This window comes from Spirosoma profusum, assembly GCF_014699005.1.
In the GTDB taxonomy this organism is placed as follows: Bacteria; Bacteroidota; Bacteroidia; order Cytophagales; family Spirosomataceae; genus Spirosoma; species Spirosoma profusum.
The window spans coordinates 78,534-102,361 of the sequence record NZ_JACWZY010000004.1 but is presented as its reverse complement, the minus strand read 5'-3'; the positions used below and the strand labels follow the sequence as shown (position 1 = coordinate 102,361).

The window sequence follows — 23,828 nt, the reverse complement described above, 5'->3', positions numbered from 1 at the left end:
CGAACTTCAAAACAGATAACATGAATACCTTAAAAATATATGCGTTAACGCTGGTTTTCTCCGGGTTGATGGCCTCCTGTAAAGAACAGCTTGAGGTTCAGAACCCAAACCAGCCTTCTTCTCCGGCTCTGAAAACGGAGAGCGGATTGATCTCTTTTGGTCAGGGCGTTTACCTTACCGGTTTTAGAGATGTAAAATACTACGATGGCGTTCCGGGCTATTTCTGGTCGGGTACTATCGCTAACCACGAATTGATGGGCGACGTAATCGGAACGGACATTGCCAACGTCTTTATCAATCAGATTGGTTGCCCCAATCAGGTTACGCTCGACGACGGTACGGTGCTGCTCAACCCAAATGCGCCGAACAAACAGATAGATTTTATCCGGATTACGGCCAACGTAAACTCGACTGGTTTTCAGAACTCAACGTATTACGAGTGGGCGTATATGTATAACATTAACAACGCGTCCAATACGATTCTGACCAACGTCGACGGTGTTACGTTCACGGGTGATGCAGAGACGAAAAAAGGCGTGCTGAAAGCCTGGGCTTACTGGTGGAAAGGATATGCGTATTCGCACATTGGGTCTATGTATTACGCTGGCATTATCAATGACAAAGCCAACGGAGAAGTCCTGAATGGCACTAATGGGACTTACATAGCGAAAGAAGCGATGATTGCAGAAGCCAATAAAAACTTCGACGCAGCTTCTAAAATTCTGGTTGGCCTGACTGCCAACGCCGACTATACGGCGAGTATGCAGGGGTTGATTCCGAGCTTCAACCGGGTTGGTAAAGGTGGTGTTATAACGCCTGCCATGTGGATACGAAACATCAACACCATGAAAGCTCGTAATATCTTGGTAAACACGCGTGTTAGTGCTATGACAGCAGCACAATGGGCTGAGATTCTAACGCTTACCAATGCGGGTATTCAGGCAGCGGATTTTGTATTTACAGGTCGCTCGAACGCTACTGGCGACTTCCTTTCGCCAACTACCGGAACTGTTTCGGCTAAAACGACGGGTGCCAATAACACCTACAAAATTTCGGAACGGCTGATTCAGGATTTCAAAGCAGGAGACCTGCGTTTTACCAATAATTTCAAACAGCGTACGTCGGCCTATATCGGCGAAACGTCGCGGGGGAATGCGTTCTTTACTCGGTTTGATCTGGTTAACCGGGGCGCGGCTGGTTCGGAAGGTAGCGCGTCGGTCATTACGTTCTCAAACACGAATGCGGGAGGTTACGAATTATTCCTGGCCAGTTCCTACGAAGAAAACCAGTTGATGAAAGCCGAAGCATCCATTTACACCGGGAAAATCGAAGACGGTCTGGCTCTGATCGACGAAGTACGTAAAGCACAGGGCGCTGGTCTGGCAGCCGTTGCCGGAATAAGCCTGACGCTTGATGCCGCAAAAGAAGAACTCCGTCGCGAACGACGTATTGGCTTATTGTTCCGAGGATTGCCGTTCTACGATGCACGTCGTTGGGGCTTGCTGGAAACGGGTCGGACGGGCGCCGTTGCCTTAAGTCGGACGGGGGCTGTCAGCCGAAACGCAACCATCACTTACGGCTATCTGGATTATTGGGACGTGCCTGATAACGAGATTGCTTATAACGCGCCAGCGGCAGGTAGCGCCCCAACCAAAAATCCGAAACAATAACAACCTGAATTGATTACCTGAGTGAATCCAAAACTCCCGGTATTGGCATTGCAGCTGAACCGGGAGTTTTTTGTTGCTGTAAATTCTGATAAAACGTGAGAAACCGCTTGAACAAACGTACCTTTGTCGTCCCTAAACAACTCAGGCTGGCTTATCGCGTCCGAGTAATCGGATGAGGAAAGTCCGGGCAGCGCAGAGCATCCTACTTCCTAACGGGAAGGCGGGCGGCTGGGAACGGCCGTTCGACAGACAGGGCAACAGAAAATATACCGCCAAAATTTAACGAGTGAAAGGGCGAGAGAGAGAAAGAGCGAAAGGCTACCGTAGCCAACTCACTCTTTCACTCTTTCACTCTTTCGCCTTTAAACTTGGTAAGGGCGAACCGGTGGGGTAAGAGCCTACCGCTCGTTGGGCGACCAACGGGGCACGGTAACCCTTAGGGGCTGAAAGACCAAATAAGCGTTGGAGCGTGGCTGCTCGCTGCCAGAAGCTTGCAAGAGCGGACCCAACGCGGGTAGGTCGAACGAGGTGTCGGGTGACCGGCATCCCAGATAAATGATAAGCCATTCCACTGTAGTAGTGGGAGGACAGAACCCGGCTTATAGGCCTGAGTTGACTAGGGAATTTTGAACAATGAAGCTGGGTGGTTAAAAATCTTATATAGCTTGCTACGTTAATACGTAACGGTTCCGACAGGGCTGGACGTAGTGGACGTGAATCCAGCCGTTGTTCTGCCTATTGGCAACCGATTGACTTCGTACGAATACAATTCCTGAACCGCCCCACCTGGCTTGCTGATGAACTGAATCCGGCAGTGGTTCAGACCGGCGGACGTATCGGAAAAGAGCCATTTTCGCCCAACTTTCGACAGAATAAATAATCCGTTATCGTCGCCAATCGCATTGAAATCGGCTTGCGGTTGCGATTTGGTGAACTGCATTACCCCAAACCGACGGTGAATTTGTTCTGCCGTGTACGCTACGTCTTCTGAGGCCATTCCCACTTCGCTCACGCCCTGAAACAAATCGGTGAAAGTCAGATTGGGGTCGTCCAGACTGAGATCCGTGCGGGCGATAAATTCGAGCAGGTTGCCGGTACTATCGTAAAAGTAACAGGCTTTGGCCCGCCAGTCGGTAAAGTCAGCGATGGTTTTGCCGGGAGCCTGGGTCGACAAGTACGCGAGGTCGAAATAATACATCACCACTTCCAGCGATTCGCGTGGTACGTTGATTGCCAGGTGGTAAGGCGCCACTGGATGATGCACCAACCGGAACGTCAGGCGTGTCCAGCCAATCAACACAGTCAGATGGTTCGTAGACTGTGACAGCATGGGTAAGCCCAGGCGACGAACGTAGAAAAGGCGCGTGGCGTCGAGGTCGGTTGTGTGAAGTTCAATGTCAAGAATTTTCATTAGTAGAGGAGAGTTTACCGGCCGGCCGATACGTATGATTATGTTGTTTACGAAGTCAAAATTCGTGGAAAATGCTACGTCTATCAAGGTAAATCCGATGAACTGTCAAAAGCGGGGGATGAAGTGCGCTTATGCGCCTTAATACGTAGTAAATGGGCGATTGGTGCGTAGTGTATTTTTGGAAATACTACGTTGCTTACTCGATAATCTGCCCTCCGCATTTATACGGGAAAGTTAAAAGCGTATCTTTTTTGTGAACGTAAAACACGAGCTCGTCTTTGTGCTTTACAACCGTATCGCCAATCTCAATGTATTGGCTAAACAAAGGATACCATCTGCCCAATCCCGCGAATTTATTTTGATGCCCGTTCGTTACGTTCGTTCCTTCGATCATGAACCAGCGCCCGTTAAACTGTTTCTTTGTCACTTTAATGGAACATTTCCGGTAGCGGTAGCTATCTGCCTCATCTTCACAACTCGTATCGCCACAACCGGTGTATATCACTACGAGCGACAATAGTAGGAGTGTTCGTTTTACCATTTTGGTATAATGTCTGGTTGAAAGAATTCAATGCGATTAGCTAATGTGTGCCAAAGGTTAAAATAGAGTAAGTGGATCGGCTTGTAGGAAGTCAACCCAGGGAATACCGCTTTGTCCAACCAGCATGACTTTAGTTGGATGCATTTTATGCTTAAAGACAGTCATGCCAGGGGCGCTTTGCCGTCTACCACTTTTTACTTCTAGTCCTACCACATGATTCCCGCGCTGAAGAACAAAATCAATTTCATCATTTCCTTCCCGCCAATAAAATAAGTTTAGTTTGCCTGTCTGTGCCGCCCGGCTTAGATGAACTCCAACGGCTGTTTCTACCCAACGGCCCCACTCGACTGGATTTGCTCGCACCTGTTCAAAATTATAAGGTGAGAAAATACTAAATAACGCGCTGCTCTGCACCTGCCATTTAGGAATCGACCCACGTTGTCGTGCTTTATCTACGGCATATTTCTCCAAACTGCTCAACAGCCCGGCCGAATCCAATAGTTGAATGTAATGAGATAAGGTCGTCGTATTGCCCGCATCCTGAAGCTGGCCCAGCAATTTAGTGTACGACAGAATTTGCCCTGAGTAGCTACAACCTAACTCGAACAACTGTCGCAACAGAGCGGGTTTATCCACTCGCGTCATCATCAGGATGTCTTTCGAGACGGTCGTTTCTACCAGACTGTTCAGTATGTAATCGCGCCATCGATCCGGTTCATGAATTAAAGGAGCGGCTCCCGGATAGCCACCGAACCAGACGAACTCATCAGCCGAAATACCGAAGGCTTCCTGCATTTCAACCAAGTTCCAATGGGTTAGCGGCATCAATTCAAAGCGGCCAGCTAGTGACTCACTTAGACCTCGCTGAATTAATAGTCGTGCAGACCCTAATAAGATGACTTTAAGATGAATTTGATCGAAACTATCCTGGTCCCACTGTGCCTTAACCTGCTCAGCCCAGTTATCAATTTTTTGTATTTCATCAATGATAAGTAGCCCTTCACTGGCACCACTTGTACGGAGTTGAAAACGGGTGGCTTCCCACTGCTGAGCAATCCAGGCGGAGTTTGCTGCACCAACAGCATCGGCAGAGACGTACTTAGCCGGAAAAGATAATTGCGGTATTAATTGACGCACCAGGGTTGTTTTGCCAATCTGACGGGGACCAATAAGCGCTTGCACAAACCGGCGAGGCTCATTAATCCTTGCCTTAAGTACACTTAACTCACTTCGTTCGAACATAATTTTACTCAATATATTGAGTGAAATTAATGGAAATATTGAGTAAAATTAAGAATTAGATTTCGTGGTAGACTGCTTTTAAACCACTTCGGCCAGTTTTCCTTCGCTCAACAGAGGAAGGCTGATGATAAACCAGTCGCCGGTTTCTTCGATGAGTACGTCGCCTTCGTTCAGGAGTTTGTAGCGGGCGGCCAGATTCGTCAACCCTGCGCCGTCTGCTTCTACACGGAGGTTTTTACGCTGCAATGTATTCGCTACGTACAACCGCTGATCGGGAGTTGTATAGATACGTATGTGCAACGGCTGGTCGGCGAGAATGATGTTGTAACGTACCGCATTTTCGACCAGCACCTGTAAGGCAAGTGGCGGTAATAACAATGACTCCATCGATGCATCGATGCCTAATTCAAGTTTCAGTCCGGCCTGATATCGGGTCTGGAGCAGGTGAAAGTACGACTTAATAAAATCAACTTCATTACGTAGCGGAACCAACCGGTGCTCGCTGGCCTGGAGCAGGTACCGAAAAACCGCCGTCAGTTCGTCCAGAAAAGCATCGGCACGCACCGGATTCTCCCCAATCAGCGACGAAAGTGAATTGAGACTGTTGAACAGAAAGTGCGGATTGACCTGATGCTGAAGGGATGTAAGCTGACTTTGCAGCGAAATTTTTTCCAATGTGCTCGTTTCGATGGTTTCCTGCTGCCACTGCCGCATAATGTACCAGCCTTCATACACCACGAAGTAAATAAAGTGGTAAAAAATCTGGATGCCGAGATTGCGGCTCAGTTCGACGGCGGTGGTGTAGGGAACGAACGTACCTTCGATGAGGTAACGGACAACGTGACGAATCAACCAGGCAAACCCGACCAACACCGGTAGCAGGGCCGATAACCACAACAGCCGCACCCGCGAATTGGCCAGTCCCGGATACTGCTTCTGCAAACGTATTACCACCCAACGCGATACATTCCAGCATAGAATTCCGGAAGGTAGGGCCACCAGAAAATTCACTAGCAAGGCACGTATCGGAAGTTCCTGATAGAGTTCGAGCCGGAAAAATACGCTCACAAACACGTAGAGCCCAATGGGCCCTAACACGCGAAGGCGGGCGTCGTTCATGGGCTTCATGAGAGTACGTTGGTTTCGGGTTGGGCACTAAGAAGTGGAAGAACAACCGTGAATCGGCCGTTATCTTCCCGAATACTGATGTCGGGCTGCCCCAGCAATCGGTATTTTGTCGAAATATTCGATAAACCTACCTGATTCGATAAAACAGGCGTGTTTTTTCGCTGTAAATTGTTCTGCACCACCAGCGATTGACCTCGTATCGAAATCTCAACTACTAACGGACGGTCGGGCAGCATTACGTTGTGTTTTACTGCATTTTCGACTAACAGTTGCAGCGTAAGGGGTGGAATTCGGCACTCTAAAAAACGATCTGCTACGTCGACCAGAAGATCAATGCTGGCCCCGTAGCGGGTTTTGAGTAACTGAAAATACGATTTGATAAACTGTAATTCCTGCGATAACGTAGTGAGCGCCTGATCATTGGCACGTAGCAAATACCGATACACACTACTGATTTCATCGACAAACGCTTCGGCCTGTTTCGGGTTATCGTGGATAAGCATCGACAGTGAGTTGAGGCTGTTGAACAGAAAATGCGGGTTAATTTGTGCCTTCAACGTATCGAGCTGGTGCTTCAGTTTGTTCTTTTTCAGGTGCTCATTTTGCTCGTATGTGTATTGCCAGGCACGTAGCACGTAACTACCTTCATAAATCACAAAATAAACGCAGTGGTAAAAAATCTGGATGCCAATGGCGTAGGTATAGTTGGACAGGGTGTGCGAAAGCTGGGGCGTGTTGTTCAGTACCATATGCCCCACCTGCCGAATCGTCCAGGCGAAATTGACTAGTACCGGCAGCAAAGCCCCCATCCAGATAAGGCGGTATCGGGTATTGGCCAGACCGGGATATCGTTTCTGCAAACGTATCGTAATCCATCGTGCTACGTTCCAGCACGTATAGCCAGCCGCCAGCGCGATAATATCGGAACGTACGATACTGTTCGACGAAAGCTCCAGGTACCAGTTCATTCGAAAGAACAGGGTACCTACCAGAAACAGGATGAACGGGCCGATGATACGTATCGTCTTGTCGTTGAAGGTTCTCACAGCGCAACGGTCTTGTTCGGGCGGTTATAAATAAATTTCTGGTCTGGTAAGTTACTGAATTATCACGTTACGTCTGGTGAACCGCCGTTTCGATCAGGGGCAATGTTACTATAAACTGGCCGTCGTTTTCACTGATAATGGGCGCTGGTTGGGCTAGCATCTTGTATTTCGTCAGAATATTCGTGAGCCCAACACCGTTGGAAACAACCCGCATCGTTTTGCGCTGCACGTTGTTACGTACCTGCAACCGGGAATCCTGATCGGTTATAATATCAATTTGCAGCGGTTGGTCGGGCAAAATGATGTTATGTTTCACCGCATTCTCAATGAGTAACTGCAACGTTAAAGGCGGTATACGGTGCGATTGATACCGCTCATCGATGGTAACATTAAGTTGAAGTGCCGGACCATGACGGGTTTTCAGCAAATGGTAATACGAGTGAATAAAATCAAGCTCGGTGCCGAGGTCGGTCAGGTGCTGCTCGTTGGCGCGGAGTAAGTACCGATATACCGTACTGAGTTCTTCCAGAAAAACGCGGGCCTGTTTGGGGTCATCTTCGATGAGTGAATCCAGTACGTTCAGGCTGTTGAACAGAAAATGTGGATTCACCTGCTGCTTGAGCGTGTCGAGCTGGCTTTGCAGATTGGCCATTCGTAATTTTTCCTGTTCCTGTTCGGCCACCTTGAGTTTTTGCTGGTACTGCCTTGAATCGCGGGCAAAAAACAGCGCTTCGTAAATGACCTGAAAGAAAATAAAATTAGTGGCGGCCTGCACAAAGTCGAAGCCAAACATATTGAGGGAAATGGTCATGTTATTGACCGTAACACTGGCGCTGTGGCCGGTACTTCGGAAATTGTCCAGATTTCCGTAAATGGCCAGGTATCGGAATGCGGCCGTAATCCAGATGATTATGGTGGTGGCGATGCTGCCTGTCAGAAATGTAAAAAATAGCCGTTTGAGGATATCATGACGGGAAAAGTACTTCCGCCGGAAATGAAAAATGAGCGCCCGGATGACATGCCAGGTAACGGTAATGGAGACAAAGCTGATGAGAATCCGCAACAGAATTTCAACCGTCAGCGGCTTGTGATGAAACCCATTGCTGACGATGCTAACCGCCAGTAGCATCGTAATGCCGACGATGCGCAGCCATTTATCATTTACGTTAGTCAAGACGAGGAAGGCATTTTTAGTAAAGATAAGCGTCAACGAACTATATATGAAAAGTAGCTTATAAATTCTGGTACGTTCAAAAATTGACCCGATACAGGGTTTCTAACAGCCGTTTGATGTAGTGATTAAGAAAGCAACCTTCAAGTAAGTAATGGAAAACGTATCACCCAATCAGAAATTCCATGAAACGGTAAAAAATAGGGATGAACCAACGTAGCATGAATAAAGAATCCGGTCAAACCGGACACCGCTACGTCCGATTGTGGACAGTGTTACGTAGTGAAAAGCCCATTTCCTGGCTTTAGAGGCCGTTTTTGCAAGATGGCACAGCAGTTGAACGTAACACGATAAGCATGCACACGCTGTAAACAATAAATACGATGAGAACTATCCTGTTTGCGTTATCGATGATTGGCTTTCTGACGGTTGGTTATTCAGCAAAAGCGCAGTCGACCGAGGCTTATGCCCGCCCTGATTCGGCACGGGCTTACTGGAAATTAAGTGCCGACTTTACCGACCAGACCCCGTTGGTCCAGTTCTATAATGCCCGTCATCAACTGCTTTATCAGGAGCAGCTTCCGCAAAACGTCCGACATCTGAACCGACAGACGCAGCGGGCTTTGGACGTATTGTTAGCTAATCTGGTCAATAATCGCATTCTGGCTACGGCCTATCTGCCCGAAAATCAAACCGATTTATCAGAAAATTCGGTTGCTTATCTGATGCCCGCAAGCGGGAAAAGCCTTAAACAATCGTTTATAAAAGGAGGGAAGGCCATTTTTTTTGTTGATCCGACGATAGATCAGGCTGGTAAATTAACTATTCACTGCGCTCAGTCGAAGAAACGTATCAGTCAGATAACGCTGGAAGACGAAAATAGAAAAACCTATTATCAGGGAGCGTTTGCCGATCTGAGCTACAAATTTTCGTTGAATCTTCAGGAGTTACAAAGTGGGAATTACACCCTAAAGATTGGCCATCCCGCTCACACGTTTACATACCGTCTGGTAATCGACCATCCTGTTCAGCGTTTTGCCTTACAAATGATTGAATAGCCTATAACGTACTAGGTTTCAGCCTTAAAAAATCGTTTTGTGGTCGTCGATCAGGGGTAGCGTTACGACAAATTGTTCGTTTTCTTCACTGATGCTGGGTGAAGGCTGACTGAGCATTTCATATTTCGACCAGATGTTGGCCAGCCCTACACCGGGCGAATTAACCCGAACTACTTTTCGCTGCACGTTATTACGTACCTGCAACTGTCCATAACTGTTCGTTCCGATGCAAATGGTCAGCGGCTGGTTCGGTAGTGCTACGTTGTGCTTCACCGCATTTTCGACTAAAAGCTGGAGCGTCAGGGGAGGTAGCTGCCTGGTTATGAGTTCCGGAGAAACATGCAGGAGAATGCGGAGTGCCTCGCCATGCCGGGTTTTTAACAGATGGCAGTAAGATTGAATAAATACCAGTTCGGTCCCGAGGGTGGTCAGTACCTGATCGTTCGCACGTAGTAAGTACCGATATACGGAACTCAGCTCGTCCAGAAACAGGCTGGCCTGTTGCCTGTCATCGTCGATCAACGCGCTGAGCGAGTTGAGGCTGTTGAACAGAAAATGCGGATTCACCTGTGCCTGTAGCGCCCGGATCTGTACTTCTGTTTTTTCTTTTTCGAGCCGTTGCACCGCCAGTTCCGCTTCGAGTTGGTTGCGGTGATGTTGAGCGCGTTCGTGGGTAAGTTCCTGCTCAACCATTGCGCTACGTATGGCCGCCTGCCGCTGTCGGTAGCTCAATCCCAGCGTAAAACAGACCAGTTCGGCAATAATGCCAATCTGCATGTAGGTAGGCGATACTTTCCAGAATGGCCCCGACCAATCTCCGTCGGACCATATAAAAGACATAAACATGGACGCCAGTCCGCCTATAAGCAGAAAAATCGTGCCTGTGGCAAAAGCGCGGGATACCGGGTCGCCTAAACTCATCATCTGTCGGATTCCATATACGCCCACAACAGCCATCGCCAGTCGCATAACGATGAACCAGATTTCGTAAACTGTTGGCGACCAAGGCAGAACGTAGCAAAGCGCTACCTGCCAGACAACGTAAGCGACAAGGCCAATTTTAACGTACTGCAAGTGTCGGTAAAAGCGGGGCAGTCGACGGCGTAAATCCAGAATAGCATCAGCAAAGTCGAAATAGACGTAGTAAGCCCCCATCGGAGCCGCCCCCCGAACGAAATAATTGGTTTCATCGGAAAACCACTCCCGGAATTCTGAAACGCGTAGGCCAAAATAAAAAAGCCAGGCGAACATATAGAGCGTGTACAGGCCGTAGCTACGGTCGCGGTACGTTGTCCACTGCACTACGTTCAGCAGCATAATGGACAGGACCATACCAGTAAAAACGGCTCCCCACAACTGGAACGTCATTGGCGTATTGGGTAGTGAATGATTCTGCTGAAACTTCGGCGCTAGTAAGCAGTTGACGATCAGTAGAATATGAGAATAAAAATTTACTGCTTATAAATTTGTTTGCTTTACTTTTTTGTCATGCTGACGAAGGAAGCATCTTAGAACCTCCTGACTTATGGGTGAGGAAATCTTAAGATGCTTCCTTCGTCAGCATGACAAAAAATAGTTACTGACTGGTTACTTTTCAATCATTACGTTGGTCTGCGCGTTGGTTTCGAACGTATTGGCGGTATTGAGGTCGGTGTTGGCCGATGCGCCGTAGGCGACATAAACCCCGTAGCCACCGCTGCCGCTGATACGTGTATTTTTGATAGTCATGGCAGCCCGGGTGCCGTAGATTGCTACGTTGGCTTTCTTCCCCGATACGATAACGTTGCTGCCCGCGTAACTCACTTCAGCGTTTTCAAGTAGGTTTTTGCTATCCTGCGAGTAGCAGATCAATCCTCGCCAGAAACCCGCCGAACGAGTCGCACCGGTAAAGACAACTTTCTCGGTGGTCGTGCCTTTCGCGCTTATGTAGCCGTCGGTGTTGATACGGATAACGGCATCGCGGTTCATTTCCAACGTAACACCGGGATTGAGTTTCCAGCCTGCATTTACCGTCAGTTCACCATTGATCCGGTAGGCTGTTTTGTCGGTAAAATTGGTCCAGACAATTTCGTTAGCGTTTTTAGCGATGGCCGATGCCGTTACTTCCACTACGTTGCGGCCGTTACCACCACCGAACGTAGAGGTTGCGTCGAGTTTCGGTACGTTCGCTGCGTCGATCATCAGGCCGGCTTCGGTATTGTTTGTGAATGCGTTTTTCGAAAATTCGTTCAGCAGACCGCCTTCATAAACGTATATGCCATAACCATCGTTCTGGGAAAACAGCGTGTTTTTTAGCGAAATCTGTGCTTTGCTTCCGCTAACAAACAGGGCCGATTTGGTGGTGCTGAAGATAGGACGGCTTCCCGCGTGCATCACCTCGACGTTTTCCAGTACGTTGACGTTACTGCCCGAATATAAGGCCATACCAACCCAGTAGCCTTTGGTTTTCTGTACGCCTACAAATTTGATTTTCTGTTCAGGAGTGCCTTTCGCGATGATGATACCTCCATTGTCGTTCACATTCATACGTACGTCGCGCTCGAAGGCAATCACCACGCCGGGGTTGATGGTTAGTTCATTCGTTACGTCGATACCTTTCGTGACGATGTAATCAGGCAGTTCGGGATTCAAAACCCGGTCGATGAGGTTGGTTTTTACAGTGATGCTGGCCGTAATAGCGAGTGGTTCGGCAACGGATGCCGCAACAATGACTTTGTCAGAGCTTTTGCCTGTAGCGCTCGTTACGGTCAGTTCCATTTCATATTCGCCAACTTCATCCGGTTTGAAAGTCGGTTTGAACGTAGTAGATCCGCCTAACGTAACGGTACTTTTCGCGGGCTTACGCAAAATGTTCCACTGGAAAGAGAGCGGCTTTCCCTGGTTGTCGACCGAAGCCGAGCCATCGAGCGTAACAGCCTGACCGACCTGCACCTGTTGATCTGGACCAGCGTTGGCCGTAATGGTGCCGACTGGCGTTACGTCGTTTTCTTTTTTACAGCCCGTTAGAAAAAACAGGCTCGCCATCGCGAACAGAATGAGCCATTTAGTAATGACGACATCGAAAATAGGTTGTACGCGGAGATTGAGGGTGTATGTTGTTGGTTTCATAAAGAGGTCCGCTGCTGCGGGGTTTGTTGTTTACGCTGGCAAAATTATCAGCCCCGCAGCGGGCCATGAAGGGCATCGTGCCTGAAACGGTAAAAGCCACTGATGAAGTGGCTTTTCTGGTTGGGCAATTGATTTCGGAATTAAACCTGATTTCTACGCCAGCGGACTACCAACTCAACTTCGGTAAATCATCGTCGGACTGATCTGTCCCGGTTTTACAACCATTCGGTAACGAAACGAGTCGGTAGTACAGCAAAGCACTCAATAATGAACATTCAGAAACTGATAGCGTCTACTTTCCTGCTGGTAAGTGTCGCTGTTTCGTCCTGCCGTCGGGAGGAAACGCCGTCGGCTAACTGCCCCAACGCGGGGGCGTATGTCAAGCGTGTTCGGGATGCCAGGGGTGAGGTCTTTTATGATTCATCGCAGGTTAGCTGGTTCATTCGTGTGCCAAATAGTTTCGATTCGCACGACATTGGGTTTGCCTGTAATCTAGCCAATAATTTCCAGCAAGCGGGTTTAAAGGTAGCTTTTAGCGGTAGCTATTATGAGTACGATAAGGCCGTTTTCGGGATAGCTGGTAACAAATATTTTTATTTATCTCTGGAGTCAGTTACGGTACGGTAGTCAAATAATGCTAGTGTCCCCGCCTTTTCTATATACGGAGAAAGCAGGGACACGAGTAATACTTAACGTGAATAATAGTTAATTCAACGTATTGCTGACGCCAGGGCTTCGACAGGCTCAGCCTGACAGCCAACTTAATTCCCCTGAGTCAAGCTTGACTGTCAGGCTGAGCCTGTCGAAGCCCTGGCGTTAGCAATACACTGTAAACGAATGGGTTAACAACCTATTCAATCCGTTATTCACGTTAAGTAAGCTAGTTATCCGTAACTAATCCAGATACTTTTGGTAAACGGGTCGATAACCCACCAGACGCGCTATAGGCGACAGCAGACCAAAAATAACCTGTTGAATAACTTTAGGTGGCTTGGCCAGTCGAAAGACATTCGAAAAATGGCGCGCTAACGTAACGGTCTGTAGAAAAGGCGGCATACCGTTTTCTTTGACTTTACCATCACTAGCCAAACCGAACGTCGTTTCAAAAAAGGCTTCGGTGTTCAGCGCCGGACGAACCTGCCAGTTTACAACCGTATTGGCGTCCGATGCATTCCACATCGAATGAATCGTATTGGCAGGAACATGCAACGTATCCCCCGGACGTAGTACGTTGGTCTGGCCATTTATAGTAACTGTCAGTTCGCCCGCAACTACCCTAAAATCTTCGACCTGATTTGGGTGATAATGAGGGGCTGGTTCTATGCTACGTGACCGATACGTTGATTCCATTTCGAGAACCTCACCGTTTGTGTCCTTACTGGTCCGAATGAATCGAAGTTGTTGCCCGGTTTTCGGATTTTGAATGATTTTATTAGCAAATGCCATCGCGTTACGTGGAACGATTTTCCGGTACGTTTACTTTAATTCACTCAGCCAGGTGCGTGCTACATCCCGAGCGGCTAGAACGGGTTCACGGCCAATGCGATACATTAATTTCCACTCGTCGGACTGGCTGCGGTAATCGGCCCGAACGAACTCCATTTTACTTCCCTGTGGTACAACTTTCGCGTCGAAATCAACGGATTCAGCCAGCGTGATAAATGCCTGAAGTCGTTTTTTAATGGCTGTTTCTGGTTTTGCATTCGCATTGTATTCGGCCAGTCGAGTACGGTAATCAGCCGCTTTGGCTTTGTTATCGGCCAGGTTTTCTTCCTCATTCTCAAGCCCTTTGTTCATCTGCTGAGCCATGTACCGATTCATAAAAGCCAGATACTGCGTTTTAAATTCGGCAGGTTTCGAGCTGGCCATCGGCTGTAACTGACGTAGTACCGCCAGATCGCGGGCGAGGGCCGCTTTTTCTGGAGCACTGGCCGTTGCCATCTGCTGTTGAAACTGCAACATCTGTTGCTGAAGCATCATCGCCAACGTAGCAGGAGGCATCTGAGTAAACACTGTAGACGTTTGTGCAATCTGCTGATTAGCAATCGCCTGTACGTCGTTCATCGTGGTTTTTTCAGTTTGTTCGGCTTCTTTGGTCTGAGCATCGCTGACGTGGTACCTGTCGCGCATTTGCTGGTCGTAACGGCTCCGGAAATCCGCCGATTTTACATAAGCACGTAGCACCGCTCCCATTGCTTTTACGGCCGATGTCCGGGCTTCGGCCGAGAGTTGCCGACCAATCCGGCGAGTTTTATAGGGCAGATCGAACGTAGCGTCGTTCGTTGTAAGCTGATTCATGACCTGATTCTGAAGATGTTCGGTCGTCAGTTGCAGATCCGTCATTACGTCGGTGGGGCGGGCAGCCAGCCAAATTAACGTAGCGACCAGAAGGCCAACCAGGAACATTGCCTGGAGGAGTGATTGAAATAGCGTTTTCATGATAGAAACAAGGAAGAGTGAGTGAATGATACGTTTATTTGTTAGCCAGCTGGAGTTCGGCTTTCTTCTGCTCGATGTCGTTCTGGATTTTCGGTACCGTTTTTAGGTACTCGTAAATGGCACCCACTTCCTGATCTGACAGCGAGAGTTTGGGTTCCATCGGGTATTTCAGGATACTACCATCCGGACGAACCCCACCTTTTACGGCCTTAATAAACTGTTCTTTGGTGTATTTGCGGCCAATCCCGGTTTTGTCATCGAAAGTCAGGTTCGCCGTTATGATTTTCTCACCCCCTTCACCGATCATCTCGATGCCACCGCCGTAAAATCCTTTAGACTTTTCAGGGATTATTTTATCCTGATCGATGAGATCACCCGAATGGCAACCGTAGCAATCGCCAATGGCGTTCGCCGTATAACGGCCCAACGCGATCTGATCGGCACTGTCGGGTAGGGGAATGAACTTTTCGGGAAACGGAATAGGCTTTATCAGCGTGTTCATCAGCAACTTCGACACAAAACTGAATTCGGAAGCGGGTGCTTCTTCGTTGATAGGCTGCACCGGCAAACGGTCGGAGCGTAGCCAGGCAATAACCGATTTCAGATCCTCATCGGCCATATTGGGATACTGCGGCATAATACCGCCCGACGTACCATCACGGCGCAGTCCGGTACGTAGAAAGTAAACCAGTTCGGCATCGGTCCATTTGCCAATGCCTTTTTCTTTGTCCTGAGTGATATTTTTGGAATACAGTTTCCCGAACATGGCGGGAACCTCTGCTAAGTATTTGCCAGTCAGACGATTGTCTTTGTTGGCATGGCACGACATACATTGAATCTGGGCGATTACCTCACCGCGAGCCACGCGGGCTGGTGTATGTTCGACCGTCACTTCAGGGATGGTTGGCGGGTCGTAGGTGGGAGCGCCTACTATGGCTACATAGGTACAGAAACCTGCCAGCAGCAGTACCACGCCTGCCAGCACGAGACCAAGAATTTTAGCAAATTTTTTCATTGTATTTGTTGGTTGAAAAGAGAATGGTAGCGTTTGCTAACTGGCACAAAACTGATAGGGCTAGTCTTCCATACCAGTTGTGTTATAGCTGAAACGGCATTCCAGGCTGTTGAAATGAATAAAGAGCGTTATCAACCGGAACGAAAGATTTGAGGGTTAAAACCTTGATTCAAGCCGTTCTAGGCTTTTTTTAAGATGCCTGGTGACGGAAAACCCTATGACAATTCATCCTACGTTCGTACCGTTTCGGCGGTTTATTTTGCCGATTTATGCCGGTTAGGCATTGCAGATGCGCTCGTATACGTATTACTTTGGTAAGTGAAATCAAAAAATGGCCTTAACCTCTTGCCCCGATGAACGTATTACTGATTGAAGATGAAGAACTGGCGGTTCGTAAATTGACAAAACTCCTGCAGGATGTCGATCCAACCGTTCAGATTGTTGGGACGGAGGCCAGTGTGCGGGGGTCAGTGGCCTGGCTCACGGCAAACGGTCCAGGGAAACCGCTGGCGCCCGACCTGATTTTGATGGATATTGAACTGGCTGACGGCCAGAGTTTTGAGATTTTTGAGCAGACTACAGTCGGCGCTCCGGTGATTTTCACTACGTCGTACGATGAATACGCCCTGAAAGCCTTTAAGGTCAATAGTATCGACTACCTTCTGAAGCCCATCAAACGCCACGAACTCGAAGCAAGTCTGGCTAAATACAAACGGACGAAAGGAGGCAGCAATGGCGATTCGGTGGAAACACGTAGTAACGACGTAGGGCCTGTAGATATAGACGCATTGGTGCAGCAGCTTCGTCAACAGATTCAACCCGCCGATTATCGACGTCGTTTTCTGGTGAAACACCTTCAACAGTGGGTGCCAGTGGAAGTAAGTGATATTGCGTTTTTCTATTCGGAAGAGGGCGTCAGTCTGTTCCGCACAACCACCAATCAGAAATTCTCGCTCGATTATCCCCTCGACGAACTGGAAAATATGCTGGACCCCAGCCAGTTTTTCCGAGCCAACCGCCAGTTTATCGTACACATCAATTCTGTGCAGCAGATTCACCCATATTTCAACAACAAATTAAAACTGACCCTGAAACCAGCCGCCGACGACGAAGTACTGGTCAGCCGTGAACGGGCCACTGAATTCAAGAAGTGGATGGGGAAATAATTGCAGTTAGAAAAAATATTTAGATAAACGGGTTTCACTATTTATTATGATTAGTAAATAGTGAAACCCGTTTTAAGTTTATAAATAGCTAAAGATTTCAGTTGAATTTATTTTTGTAAATACGTTTTGTTAAAAATTATTGTAAGAAGATTGACTATTTAAAAGTTGAAATTTTAGATTCATATTTGTAAAAATGTTTTGAGATATTTAATTTAATAACAATAAATCTTAAGGGGTCTTGTGAGAAAATATTATTACTGCTGTCTGATTTTACTACTAATTTCGTGCTCGAAGGAGAATCCAGAACCTGTAAAAAGCTCGGCGAAAAGTATTATTACGTATGTATTTAATACGTTAAATCCACCAGTCATTGCTTCAATTGATAGCACTCAAGGAGTAATAAAAGCTACGTTGCCCGTTGCTACGGATATTATCAATCTAGTACCGACAATTACAATTTCGGGAAGAGCCACTATTACGCCTGCAACGGGTGTGGCACAGGATTTTCGAAAGCCTGTACAGTACAAAGTAACCGCTGAAGATGGGAGTAGTAGGACCTATACAGTGAACATTAGTGTCCTGAAAAGTGCAGCTAAATCGATTAATAGCTTCACATTCAATAGCGTATCGCCTGCTGTAACAGCCTCAATCGATACGTCAAAACAGGTAATTACAGCCATTTTACCACTTGGGACCGATTTGTCAAAACTTGCCCCAAGTGTTGTCACATCAGATAGGGCCAGCCTTTCGCCAGCCTCAGGCGTACCCAAAAATTTTAATGAGTTTGTAATATATACGGTTACCGCTGAAAATGGAAGTAGCCAGAATTATAGAGTAAATGTTGCTACAATTAGTGAGCAGCCAATTCAGGTGAAAATGTCTGCCACAAAATTATTTAGTCCTAAAACAATTTTGTGCAAACGCGAAACACGTTTTGGTGAAGTGGGCTACAGCTTTGAATTTTATGATACTGACATGAGCTGTAGCGCAAATCGAACACCGCCCGCTTCTTTTTTCATGACAAAACTTGAACTTGGTGCATTCACGGGCGACGGTCCTTTTTTCTATGAGTCTGATATAAAAGGATCTACTTCATTTTTTGGATCTTCAATTCTTATTACAAAAATTACGGCTACAACTGTTGAGGGAAAAGTTAAAGGTGGAGATATATCAAACGGTAAATACGGCGATATGTATATGGAAGGAAAATTTATGGCTACGCTTTGCAAATGAATTTATAAAACGTTGTTTCGAGCAACCATTATTTACCAAATTGATTAGTTAATAATCGGAAAACCTGAAACGTACTACGTTCGAGATACGTAGCGGCATTGGCCAGCGCATCATCTAACGTAACAGGACTCGGCATAATGGAAAAGGCGCTGGTTAAACCGAGTTCATCCAGTTCATCAGGCGTAAGCTGCAACGAGCCACATAAAGCCACAACCGGAATCTTCTGCACCCGGGCCAGTTGAACGATCCCCGCAATCAATTTGCCCTGAAGTGTTTGATTATCAATACGTCCTTCGCCGGTTAAGACCAGATCAACGTTGGGCAACAGCTCGGCTAACCGAGTGTGGCGTATTACCAGATTGACGCCTTCGGTAAGTTTTCCACCTAAAAAAAACAGCGAACCTGCGCCCAGCCCACCAGCCGCACCCGCCCCCGGCACATCGGCCAAATTAACGCCAAATGCGCTTTTTACTACGTCGGCAAAGTGCTTCATACCGGCATCAAGTATGGGTAAATCGACAGGTTGAGCGCCCTTTTGCGGACCATAGATATACGTAGCACCCTGCGGTCCTATCAGCGGATTTGTTACATCGCACGCTACGTCGACGGGCCATTTCCAGGGATCGTTTGGTGGAATAATCGTATGAATTTGACTCAGATTACCCCCGCAGGGACGTAGCAACTGACCAGATTTGTCCCTAAACTCCCAGCCAAGCGCTGAAGCCATACCGGTGCCGGCGTCGTTGGTAGCGCTTCCGCCAATGCCCAGCACAATTCGCCGAACACCCGCCTGGATTGCATGACGAATCAATTTGCCAGTTCCATACGTATTGGCCTGAAACGGATTAAGTTCAGAATTCTTTAACAAACGAAGCCCCGATGCCTGTGCCATCTCAATGAAGGCCGTTTCTCCATCGCCAGAGATGCCGTAACCTGCTTCGATGGGTCGCCCCAGCGGGTCCTGAACACGTATCGTTTTCCATTGGCCATTGGTAGCTTTCGTTAGTACGTCGGAGGTACCTTCGCCCCCGTCGGCCATTGGAACGGACACAATTTGAGCTGTGGGGTTGACGTGTAGAATGCCACGGGTCATGGCTGCGCACACATCGGAGGCCGTCAGTGAGCCTTTGAATTTATCGGGAGCAAGTAAAATTTTCATAGCGATGCTGCAAGTAAGCAATTGTATCGCTCCGGTGGTCAGGAGAAATTAAATTTTCGCTTTCTTTACAGCATGTCTAAACGTAAAGCAGCCATCATTGGCGGGGGCAATATTGCCGATAAAAACCACATTCCCGCCCTCAAACAACTTTCTGAACAGGTCGAGATCGTAGCCGTCTGCGGCCGTGATCTTACCAAAGCCCGCGCCCTGGCTGATAAATATGACATCCCACAAGCCTTCGATAACACCAGCGAACTGTATCGACAAGCCGCACCCGACGTAGTGGTTATCTGTACGCCTAACAACTTCCATTACCCGCAGACCATGGAAGCCCTGACAAACGGTTGCCACGTTTTCTGCGAAAAACCACCGGCACTGAATGCCCAACACGCCCGCGAAATGGCCGATCTGGCTGCTCAGAAGGGCTTAACGCTCGCTTATAATTTCCAGCTTCGTCAGGTCAGCGAGTGGAATTTGCTCATGCGCTGTAAAGCTGATGGCTTGATCGGTGATATTTACCACATCAAGGCGAATTTTCTGCGTCGGCGGGGAATTCCCGGATGGGGTTATTTTACGAACAAAGCAATGCAGGGTGGGGGTGCCCTTATGGATATTGGCGTACACGTACTGGACCTGGCTTTGCACGCGCTCGATTATGCTATGCCCGATCAGGTGCTTGGTAATACGTATGATTTTATCGGAAAAAACGGCGGCAAAGGGCTGCTGGGCGATTGGAATCCAGCTACGTTCGAGGTTGAAGATGGGGCGACGGCTTATCTTTCATTTCCGAACAAAGCTTCGATTATGCTTTCGGCGTCTTTTGCGCTGAATATGAAAGCCGAGAAAGAGCGAAATCTGGAAATTTTTGGTAGCAAAGGTGGTGCTACGTTGTTTCCGTTCTTGCTGCACACCGAATTAGCGGGTGAATTGGCCGACGTTCAATTTCCGTTTCTCGAAGAAACCGATATTCAATTAAAAAATACAGCCGCTTTTCTGGATGCCTGTGACGGTAAACCATCGAATGTCTGTACAGCGGAGCAAGGGGTAAAACTCCAGGCTATTGTGGAACAGATTTATCAATCGGCTGAGCGATAAATCAAGTTCCCTTGTGAAGTTATTTTTTGTCATGCTGACGCAGGAAGCATCTTTAACTCGCCTTACAAGTGAATCAGGAAACACTAAGATGCTTCCTGCGTCAGCATGACAAATTCGCTCATTTATAAAATCTATCTGATCACTCCATGCTTGACCTCGTTATTGATGCTCGACCGGCTTCGTTAGGTAACGGATTCAACGTTCGGCGTATTCTGCCATACCGATTGCGCCGGATGTTGGGGCCGTTTATTTTCATGGATCATGGCGGGCCAGTTAGTCTGGTGCCTGAAAAAATCTCAAGTATGGATGTACTTCCGCATCCGCACATTGGACTTTCGACGGTGAGTTATCTATTTGACGGTCAGGTAACGCATCGTGATAGTTTGGGTGTGCAGCAAATTATTCGGCCGGGTGAAGTGAACTGGATGACAGCCGGTAGCGGTATCGCGCACTCGGAGCGATTCGAGGACCCTGCTACGTTGGCGGGTGGTACGTTGGAAATGATTCAAACCTGGGTAGCTCTTCCCGAGGCCGACGAAGAATCGTCCCCAGCGTTCGATAATTATCAACCGCACGAACTTCCCATTTTTACGGATAAAGGCGTCTGGATGAGGCTCATCGCTGGTAATGCGTTTGGGTTACGGAATGAAGTCAAAACGCATTCGCCTTTGTTTTACGCCCACGTAGTGTTGCAAGCGAGCACTCGTTTTGGACTCCCATTAGGCTATCCCGAGCGGGGAGCCTACGTAGCAAAAGGGACTGTGGAGGTGAATGGAAATCGGTATGGAGCAGGCCAGTTGCTTGTCTTTACGCCGGGTATTGACCCCGTAATCACGGCTATCGAAACGTCAACTATCATGTTGCTTGGTGGCGAACCGCTGGGAGAACGGTTCATCTGGTGGAACTTCGTTTCGTCACGTAAGGAACGTATCGAACAGGCTAAAGCTGATTGGGAAGCTGGACGTATCGCCTTGCCACCTAATGATAATGAGGAATTTGTGCCGCTACCTCAGGATAAATCAAAACCAGCGGGAATGCCACCACCGCAGCCGTTGTCATGATAGGTTGCTTTCGCGTGGGGCTTCGACAGGCTCAGCCTGACAGTAAGCATGAGTCTAGGATTTTAAGTTGACTTTCAGGCTGAGCCTGTCGAAGTCCCACGCGAAAGCAATACGCGAGCAAATTAAATCACTACGTTACAGCAGCCAGCTTCTTCGAACGTAGCCACTCGGGTTTAGTCGTTACAACTTTAGCTTTCAATTCGTTGAGCATGGCGTAGAGGCCATAATACGTTCGGTTTACATAAAGCCCATCCTGCGACCCCCGCGCTACTTTCGAATTTTTTAGTTCGGGAAGCGCAGACAGACCTTCGGCAAACGCGTACACTTTTGTAAAGTATGAATCGTCACCAAAGTCGAACGTGTCAACGGCGAACGGTTCGGCGAGCATAAGCGTCATTTCCTTGAATAAATCGGTGAAAAACGTCCGATCTTTTGCCGAATCTTCAGGGGTTAAAAACTCCAGATTATTGAAGATTTCAGCCGTCAGCTTCGGGTCGTCGAGCGTATCGGGATTGACGAGCAGGAAGTAATTGTCGTAGTAGAAATCGGGAATTACTTTCACACAACCGAAATCGATTACGCCCATCGTGCCGTCAGCGTTCATCAGAAAGTTACCAGGATGTGGATCAGCGTGAACCTGACGTAGCGTATGAATCTGAAAATCATAGAAATCCCAGAGCGATTGTCCAATACGGTCGCGCACTTCCTGCGAGGGACTTGTTTTCAGAAACTCCCGCAGATGCAGCCCGTCAAGCCAATCCATTGTCAGGATGCGTTTCGAGGAAAATTCTGGGTAATATTTCGGGAAAACCAATCCGTCCAGATGAGCGCAAGCCTGCGAAATTTCGATAGAACGACGTAACTCAAGCTCATAATCAGTTTCTTCCAATAGTTTTGATTCCACTTCGCCCATGTAGCGATCAATATCGCGCTCATTCAGGTTCAGCAGACGTACCGCCAATGGTTTGGCAATTTTCAGGTCTGAACTAACGGCATCGGCGACGCCTGGATACTGCACCTTCACTGCCAGCTTTTTGCCATCCTTCCAGGCCTGGTGTACCTGCCCGATACTGGCCGCATTGACAGCCTCCATATCAAACGTATCAAATAACTGCGCTGGGGATTTTCCGAAATACGTCTTAAAGGTTTTCACAACAAGCGGCCCCGAAAGCGGTGGTGCCGAATATTGGGCCATTGTGAATTTATCGGAGTATGCTACCGGCAAAAGCCCCCGATCCATGCTAAGCATTTGCGCCATTTTCAGTGCCGAGCCTTTCAATTCGCTCAAGGCGTCATAAATGTCGGCTGCGTTATCCCTGTGCAACTCCTCTTTCGACAGGTCTGGGTCGATGAGCTTTTTACTGTAATGCTTTATATAGTTTCCGCCAACTTTCACCCCCGCCTTCACAAACTGGCTGGCGCGGGCAACTTTACTGGTCGGAACGGAGGTTTGTGTTTTCATAGCGTATGCATGGGGTAGAGGGCTAAGGGAAGAGGGTAAAACTAGCGTTAACAGCCGCCCTATGCTATTTATTTTGGTACATAAACTTGGCGAAATCGAAGAGGGTGTCCAGTGGGGAGCGGCCAATAAGATCGAACGCGGTGTTGACGGATTTTTCGATAGCCGTATCGGTTTTCTCGAAATTTTTGCTCACATCACGTACCCAGAAATCGAGTAGATAGAGCGTCTGTCCCCAAAGAGCATCCGGGTAGCGGTCGGTGATAAATGGACGAGGTTCCACTTCTTTACTTTCCCGACCTTCGGCCAGCAGGTCGCGGGCGTAATCGAAAAAGGCTTCCTTAAACGGCTTAACTACCTGTGTGTTCTGGATAACCCGCCATTCTCCATGCAACCTTCTGCCCCGTACTCCCTGCTCCATGCCCTTCAATCGCCCAAAGCTGTAGACAACAAAACTGCGCTGTGATTTCAGCAATTCGATCCAGGTATAATAAAATGCCAGCAATTTTTCCCGTACCGAGTAATGCTGCGAGGTAGGATCAGTTTCGACTGTGTTTTTGGCTTCTTCAAAAAAAGTCAGCCAGATATCAGCTTCAATACCGTCGAACGAAGGGTAGTGGGTATAAAATTCAGGTTCGGAAAGTTTCAGTTTTTTGGCAAACTGGAACACAGAAACCGGTTGTTTTCCGTGTTCAAGAACGTATTCCGTGTACGCTTTACGGATTTTTTCGAGCGTTTCCATATACTCAGCTAACGGTCTGTATGACTGAAAAGTTTGGTTTTGGCAACGTAGCACCAGAAACATTTCGGTAAAAAGGGGGCTTCG

23 protein-coding genes and 1 other RNA gene are annotated in these 23,828 nt (G+C 48.0%); 10 read left to right on the top strand and 14 right to left on the bottom strand.

What is annotated here, in order from left to right:
- The first annotated feature begins 20 nt into the window (after window positions 1–20).
- Together IC229_RS06850 and rnpB are read left to right on the top strand one after the other, a co-directional pair.
- Window positions 21–1,670, top strand: a complete 1,650-nt coding sequence (locus IC229_RS06850; protein ID WP_190886205.1) for a RagB/SusD family nutrient uptake outer membrane protein — start codon at window positions 21–23, stop codon at window positions 1,668–1,670.
- A 138-nt stretch (window positions 1,671–1,808) separates the two neighbouring features.
- Window positions 1,809–2,288, top strand: an RNA gene (rnpB, locus tag IC229_RS06845) — RNase P RNA component class A.
- A gap of 55 nt (window positions 2,289–2,343) precedes the next feature.
- Here rnpB and IC229_RS06840 read toward each other — a convergent pair.
- From IC229_RS06840 to IC229_RS06815, 6 genes are all read right to left on the bottom strand, one after another.
- Complete coding sequence (locus tag IC229_RS06840; protein ID WP_190886204.1) at window positions 2,344–3,081, bottom strand: VOC family protein; 738 nt, start codon at window positions 3,079–3,081, stop codon at window positions 2,344–2,346.
- A 196-nt stretch (window positions 3,082–3,277) separates the two neighbouring features.
- Entirely contained in the window at window positions 3,278–3,622 is a 345-nt protein-coding gene (locus tag IC229_RS06835; RefSeq protein ID WP_190886203.1) for a hypothetical protein, read from the bottom strand.
- 57 nt (window positions 3,623–3,679) lie between these two features.
- A complete protein-coding gene (locus IC229_RS06830) occupies window positions 3,680–4,864 on the bottom strand; it encodes an ATP-binding protein (RefSeq protein WP_190886202.1) in 1,185 nt (394 codons plus the stop codon).
- A gap of 78 nt (window positions 4,865–4,942) precedes the next feature.
- Window positions 4,943–5,992 (bottom strand): sensor histidine kinase, encoded by a 1,050-nt coding sequence (locus IC229_RS06825; RefSeq protein ID WP_190886201.1) that lies wholly within the window; start codon window positions 5,990–5,992, stop codon window positions 4,943–4,945.
- Window positions 5,989–7,038: a sensor histidine kinase gene (locus IC229_RS06820; protein ID WP_190886200.1), complete on the bottom strand. Its 1,050-nt coding sequence runs from the start codon at window positions 7,036–7,038 to the stop codon at window positions 5,989–5,991. Before IC229_RS06820 ends, IC229_RS06825 begins: the two co-directional genes overlap by 4 nt.
- Before the next feature lie 67 nt (window positions 7,039–7,105).
- The gene (locus tag IC229_RS06815) at window positions 7,106–8,212 is read right to left on the bottom strand and encodes a sensor histidine kinase (RefSeq protein WP_223833894.1); all 1,107 of its coding nucleotides are present in this window, start codon (window positions 8,210–8,212) and stop codon (window positions 7,106–7,108) included.
- A gap of 380 nt (window positions 8,213–8,592) precedes the next feature.
- Between IC229_RS06815 and IC229_RS06810 the strand changes: the two genes are divergently transcribed.
- Window positions 8,593–9,267 (top strand): T9SS type A sorting domain-containing protein, encoded by a 675-nt coding sequence (locus IC229_RS06810; protein ID WP_190886199.1) that lies wholly within the window; start codon window positions 8,593–8,595, stop codon window positions 9,265–9,267.
- A 24-nt stretch (window positions 9,268–9,291) separates the two neighbouring features.
- Here IC229_RS06810 and IC229_RS06805 read toward each other — a convergent pair whose 3' ends face one another.
- Window positions 9,292–10,635, bottom strand: coding sequence for a sensor histidine kinase (locus IC229_RS06805; RefSeq protein ID WP_190886198.1), 1,344 nt, complete (start codon window positions 10,633–10,635; stop codon window positions 9,292–9,294).
- A 219-nt stretch (window positions 10,636–10,854) separates the two neighbouring features.
- On the bottom strand, window positions 10,855–12,375 hold the full coding sequence (locus IC229_RS06800) for a right-handed parallel beta-helix repeat-containing protein (RefSeq protein WP_190886197.1): 1,521 nt from the start codon (window positions 12,373–12,375) through the stop codon (window positions 10,855–10,857).
- Window positions 12,376–12,440: 65 nt separating this feature from the next.
- On the opposite strand from IC229_RS06800, the gene IC229_RS06795 reads away from it, so the two are divergent.
- Window positions 12,441–12,578 (top strand): hypothetical protein, encoded by a 138-nt coding sequence (locus IC229_RS06795; RefSeq protein WP_190886196.1) that lies wholly within the window; start codon window positions 12,441–12,443, stop codon window positions 12,576–12,578.
- Window positions 12,579–12,642: 64 nt separating this feature from the next.
- Window positions 12,643–13,002: a hypothetical protein gene (locus tag IC229_RS06790; protein ID WP_190886195.1), complete on the top strand. Its 360-nt coding sequence runs from the start codon at window positions 12,643–12,645 to the stop codon at window positions 13,000–13,002.
- A 267-nt stretch (window positions 13,003–13,269) separates the two neighbouring features.
- On the opposite strand, the gene IC229_RS06785 is transcribed toward IC229_RS06790, so the two are convergent.
- From IC229_RS06785 to IC229_RS06775, 3 genes are read right to left on the bottom strand one after another with little or no spacing between them, the layout of a single operon-like run.
- Window positions 13,270–13,821, bottom strand: coding sequence for a cupin domain-containing protein (locus IC229_RS06785; protein ID WP_190886194.1), 552 nt, complete (start codon window positions 13,819–13,821; stop codon window positions 13,270–13,272).
- Between the two features lie 30 nt (window positions 13,822–13,851).
- Window positions 13,852–14,814, bottom strand: a complete 963-nt coding sequence (locus tag IC229_RS06780; RefSeq protein ID WP_190886193.1) for a hypothetical protein — start codon at window positions 14,812–14,814, stop codon at window positions 13,852–13,854.
- A gap of 34 nt (window positions 14,815–14,848) precedes the next feature.
- On the bottom strand, window positions 14,849–15,829 hold the full coding sequence (locus IC229_RS06775) for a c-type cytochrome (RefSeq protein ID WP_190886192.1): 981 nt from the start codon (window positions 15,827–15,829) through the stop codon (window positions 14,849–14,851).
- A gap of 195 nt (window positions 15,830–16,024) precedes the next feature.
- Between IC229_RS06775 and IC229_RS35705 the strand changes: the two genes are divergently transcribed.
- The 3 genes from IC229_RS35705 (at window position 16,025) to IC229_RS06765 (ending at window position 18,228) form a co-directional block, all read left to right on the top strand.
- A complete protein-coding gene (locus IC229_RS35705; protein WP_262893386.1) occupies window positions 16,025–16,147 on the top strand; it encodes a hypothetical protein in 123 nt (40 codons plus the stop codon).
- Window positions 16,148–16,182: 35 nt separating this feature from the next.
- Window positions 16,183–16,995: a LytR/AlgR family response regulator transcription factor gene (locus tag IC229_RS06770; protein WP_190886191.1), complete on the top strand. Its 813-nt coding sequence runs from the start codon at window positions 16,183–16,185 to the stop codon at window positions 16,993–16,995.
- Window positions 16,996–17,235: 240 nt separating this feature from the next.
- Window positions 17,236–18,228, top strand: coding sequence for a DUF5018 domain-containing protein (locus IC229_RS06765; RefSeq protein WP_190886190.1), 993 nt, complete (start codon window positions 17,236–17,238; stop codon window positions 18,226–18,228).
- Between the two features lie 28 nt (window positions 18,229–18,256).
- Here IC229_RS06765 and IC229_RS06760 read toward each other — a convergent pair whose 3' ends face one another.
- On the bottom strand, window positions 18,257–19,387 hold the full coding sequence (locus IC229_RS06760) for a glycerate kinase (protein WP_190886189.1): 1,131 nt from the start codon (window positions 19,385–19,387) through the stop codon (window positions 18,257–18,259).
- Between the two features lie 72 nt (window positions 19,388–19,459).
- Here IC229_RS06760 and IC229_RS06755 point away from each other — a divergent pair, with 72 nt between their 5' ends.
- Window positions 19,460–20,482 carry a Gfo/Idh/MocA family protein gene (locus IC229_RS06755; protein ID WP_190886188.1) on the top strand — a complete coding sequence of 341 codons (1,023 nt, stop codon included), beginning with the start codon at window positions 19,460–19,462 and terminating at the stop codon, window positions 20,480–20,482.
- Window positions 20,483–20,628: 146 nt separating this feature from the next.
- The gene (locus IC229_RS06750) at window positions 20,629–21,543 is read left to right on the top strand and encodes a pirin family protein (protein WP_190886187.1); all 915 of its coding nucleotides are present in this window, start codon (window positions 20,629–20,631) and stop codon (window positions 21,541–21,543) included.
- A gap of 130 nt (window positions 21,544–21,673) precedes the next feature.
- Here the strand turns inward: IC229_RS06750 and IC229_RS06745 are convergent, their stop codons facing one another.
- Together IC229_RS06745 and IC229_RS06740 are read right to left on the bottom strand one after the other, a co-directional pair.
- A complete protein-coding gene (locus tag IC229_RS06745; protein WP_190886186.1) occupies window positions 21,674–23,005 on the bottom strand; it encodes an ABC1 kinase family protein in 1,332 nt (443 codons plus the stop codon).
- 64 nt (window positions 23,006–23,069) lie between these two features.
- Window positions 23,070–23,744 (bottom strand): TetR/AcrR family transcriptional regulator, encoded by a 675-nt coding sequence (locus IC229_RS06740; protein WP_190886185.1) that lies wholly within the window; start codon window positions 23,742–23,744, stop codon window positions 23,070–23,072.
- Window positions 23,745–23,828 lie beyond the last annotated feature (84 nt).

Bases quoted from the DNA above. Each gene is read 5' to 3' on its own strand.
- IC229_RS06745 (WP_190886186.1), bottom strand. From the start codon at position 23,005: ATGAAAACACAAACCTCCGTTCCGACCAGTAAAGTTGCCCGCGCCAGC.
- IC229_RS06775 (WP_190886192.1), bottom strand. From the start codon at position 15,829: ATGAAAAAATTTGCTAAAATTCTTGGTCTCGTGCTGGCAGGCGTGGTA.
- IC229_RS06850 (WP_190886205.1), top strand. From the start codon at position 21: ATGAATACCTTAAAAATATATGCGTTAACGCTGGTTTTCTCCGGGTTG.
- IC229_RS06810 (WP_190886199.1), top strand. From the start codon at position 8,593: ATGAGAACTATCCTGTTTGCGTTATCGATGATTGGCTTTCTGACGGTT.
- IC229_RS06840 (WP_190886204.1), bottom strand. From the start codon at position 3,081: ATGAAAATTCTTGACATTGAACTTCACACAACCGACCTCGACGCCACG.
- IC229_RS06760 (WP_190886189.1), bottom strand. From the start codon at position 19,387: ATGAAAATTTTACTTGCTCCCGATAAATTCAAAGGCTCACTGACGGCC.
- IC229_RS06740 (WP_190886185.1), bottom strand. From the start codon at position 23,744: ATGGAAACGCTCGAAAAAATCCGTAAAGCGTACACGGAATACGTTCTT.
- IC229_RS06755 (WP_190886188.1), top strand. From the start codon at position 19,460: ATGTCTAAACGTAAAGCAGCCATCATTGGCGGGGGCAATATTGCCGAT.
- IC229_RS06805 (WP_190886198.1), bottom strand. From the start codon at position 10,635: ATGACGTTCCAGTTGTGGGGAGCCGTTTTTACTGGTATGGTCCTGTCC.
- IC229_RS06785 (WP_190886194.1), bottom strand. From the start codon at position 13,821: ATGGCATTTGCTAATAAAATCATTCAAAATCCGAAAACCGGGCAACAA.
- IC229_RS06770 (WP_190886191.1), top strand. From the start codon at position 16,183: ATGAACGTATTACTGATTGAAGATGAAGAACTGGCGGTTCGTAAATTG.
- IC229_RS35705 (WP_262893386.1), top strand. From the start codon at position 16,025: ATGCCTGGTGACGGAAAACCCTATGACAATTCATCCTACGTTCGTACC.
- IC229_RS06750 (WP_190886187.1), top strand. From the start codon at position 20,629: ATGCTTGACCTCGTTATTGATGCTCGACCGGCTTCGTTAGGTAACGGA.
- IC229_RS06830 (WP_190886202.1), bottom strand. From the start codon at position 4,864: ATGTTCGAACGAAGTGAGTTAAGTGTACTTAAGGCAAGGATTAATGAG.
- IC229_RS06780 (WP_190886193.1), bottom strand. From the start codon at position 14,814: ATGAAAACGCTATTTCAATCACTCCTCCAGGCAATGTTCCTGGTTGGC.
- IC229_RS06825 (WP_190886201.1), bottom strand. From the start codon at position 5,992: ATGAAGCCCATGAACGACGCCCGCCTTCGCGTGTTAGGGCCCATTGGG.
- IC229_RS06790 (WP_190886195.1), top strand. From the start codon at position 12,643: ATGAACATTCAGAAACTGATAGCGTCTACTTTCCTGCTGGTAAGTGTC.
- IC229_RS06835 (WP_190886203.1), bottom strand. From the start codon at position 3,622: ATGGTAAAACGAACACTCCTACTATTGTCGCTCGTAGTGATATACACC.
- IC229_RS06795 (WP_190886196.1), top strand. From the start codon at position 12,441: ATGAAGGGCATCGTGCCTGAAACGGTAAAAGCCACTGATGAAGTGGCT.
- IC229_RS06800 (WP_190886197.1), bottom strand. From the start codon at position 12,375: ATGAAACCAACAACATACACCCTCAATCTCCGCGTACAACCTATTTTC.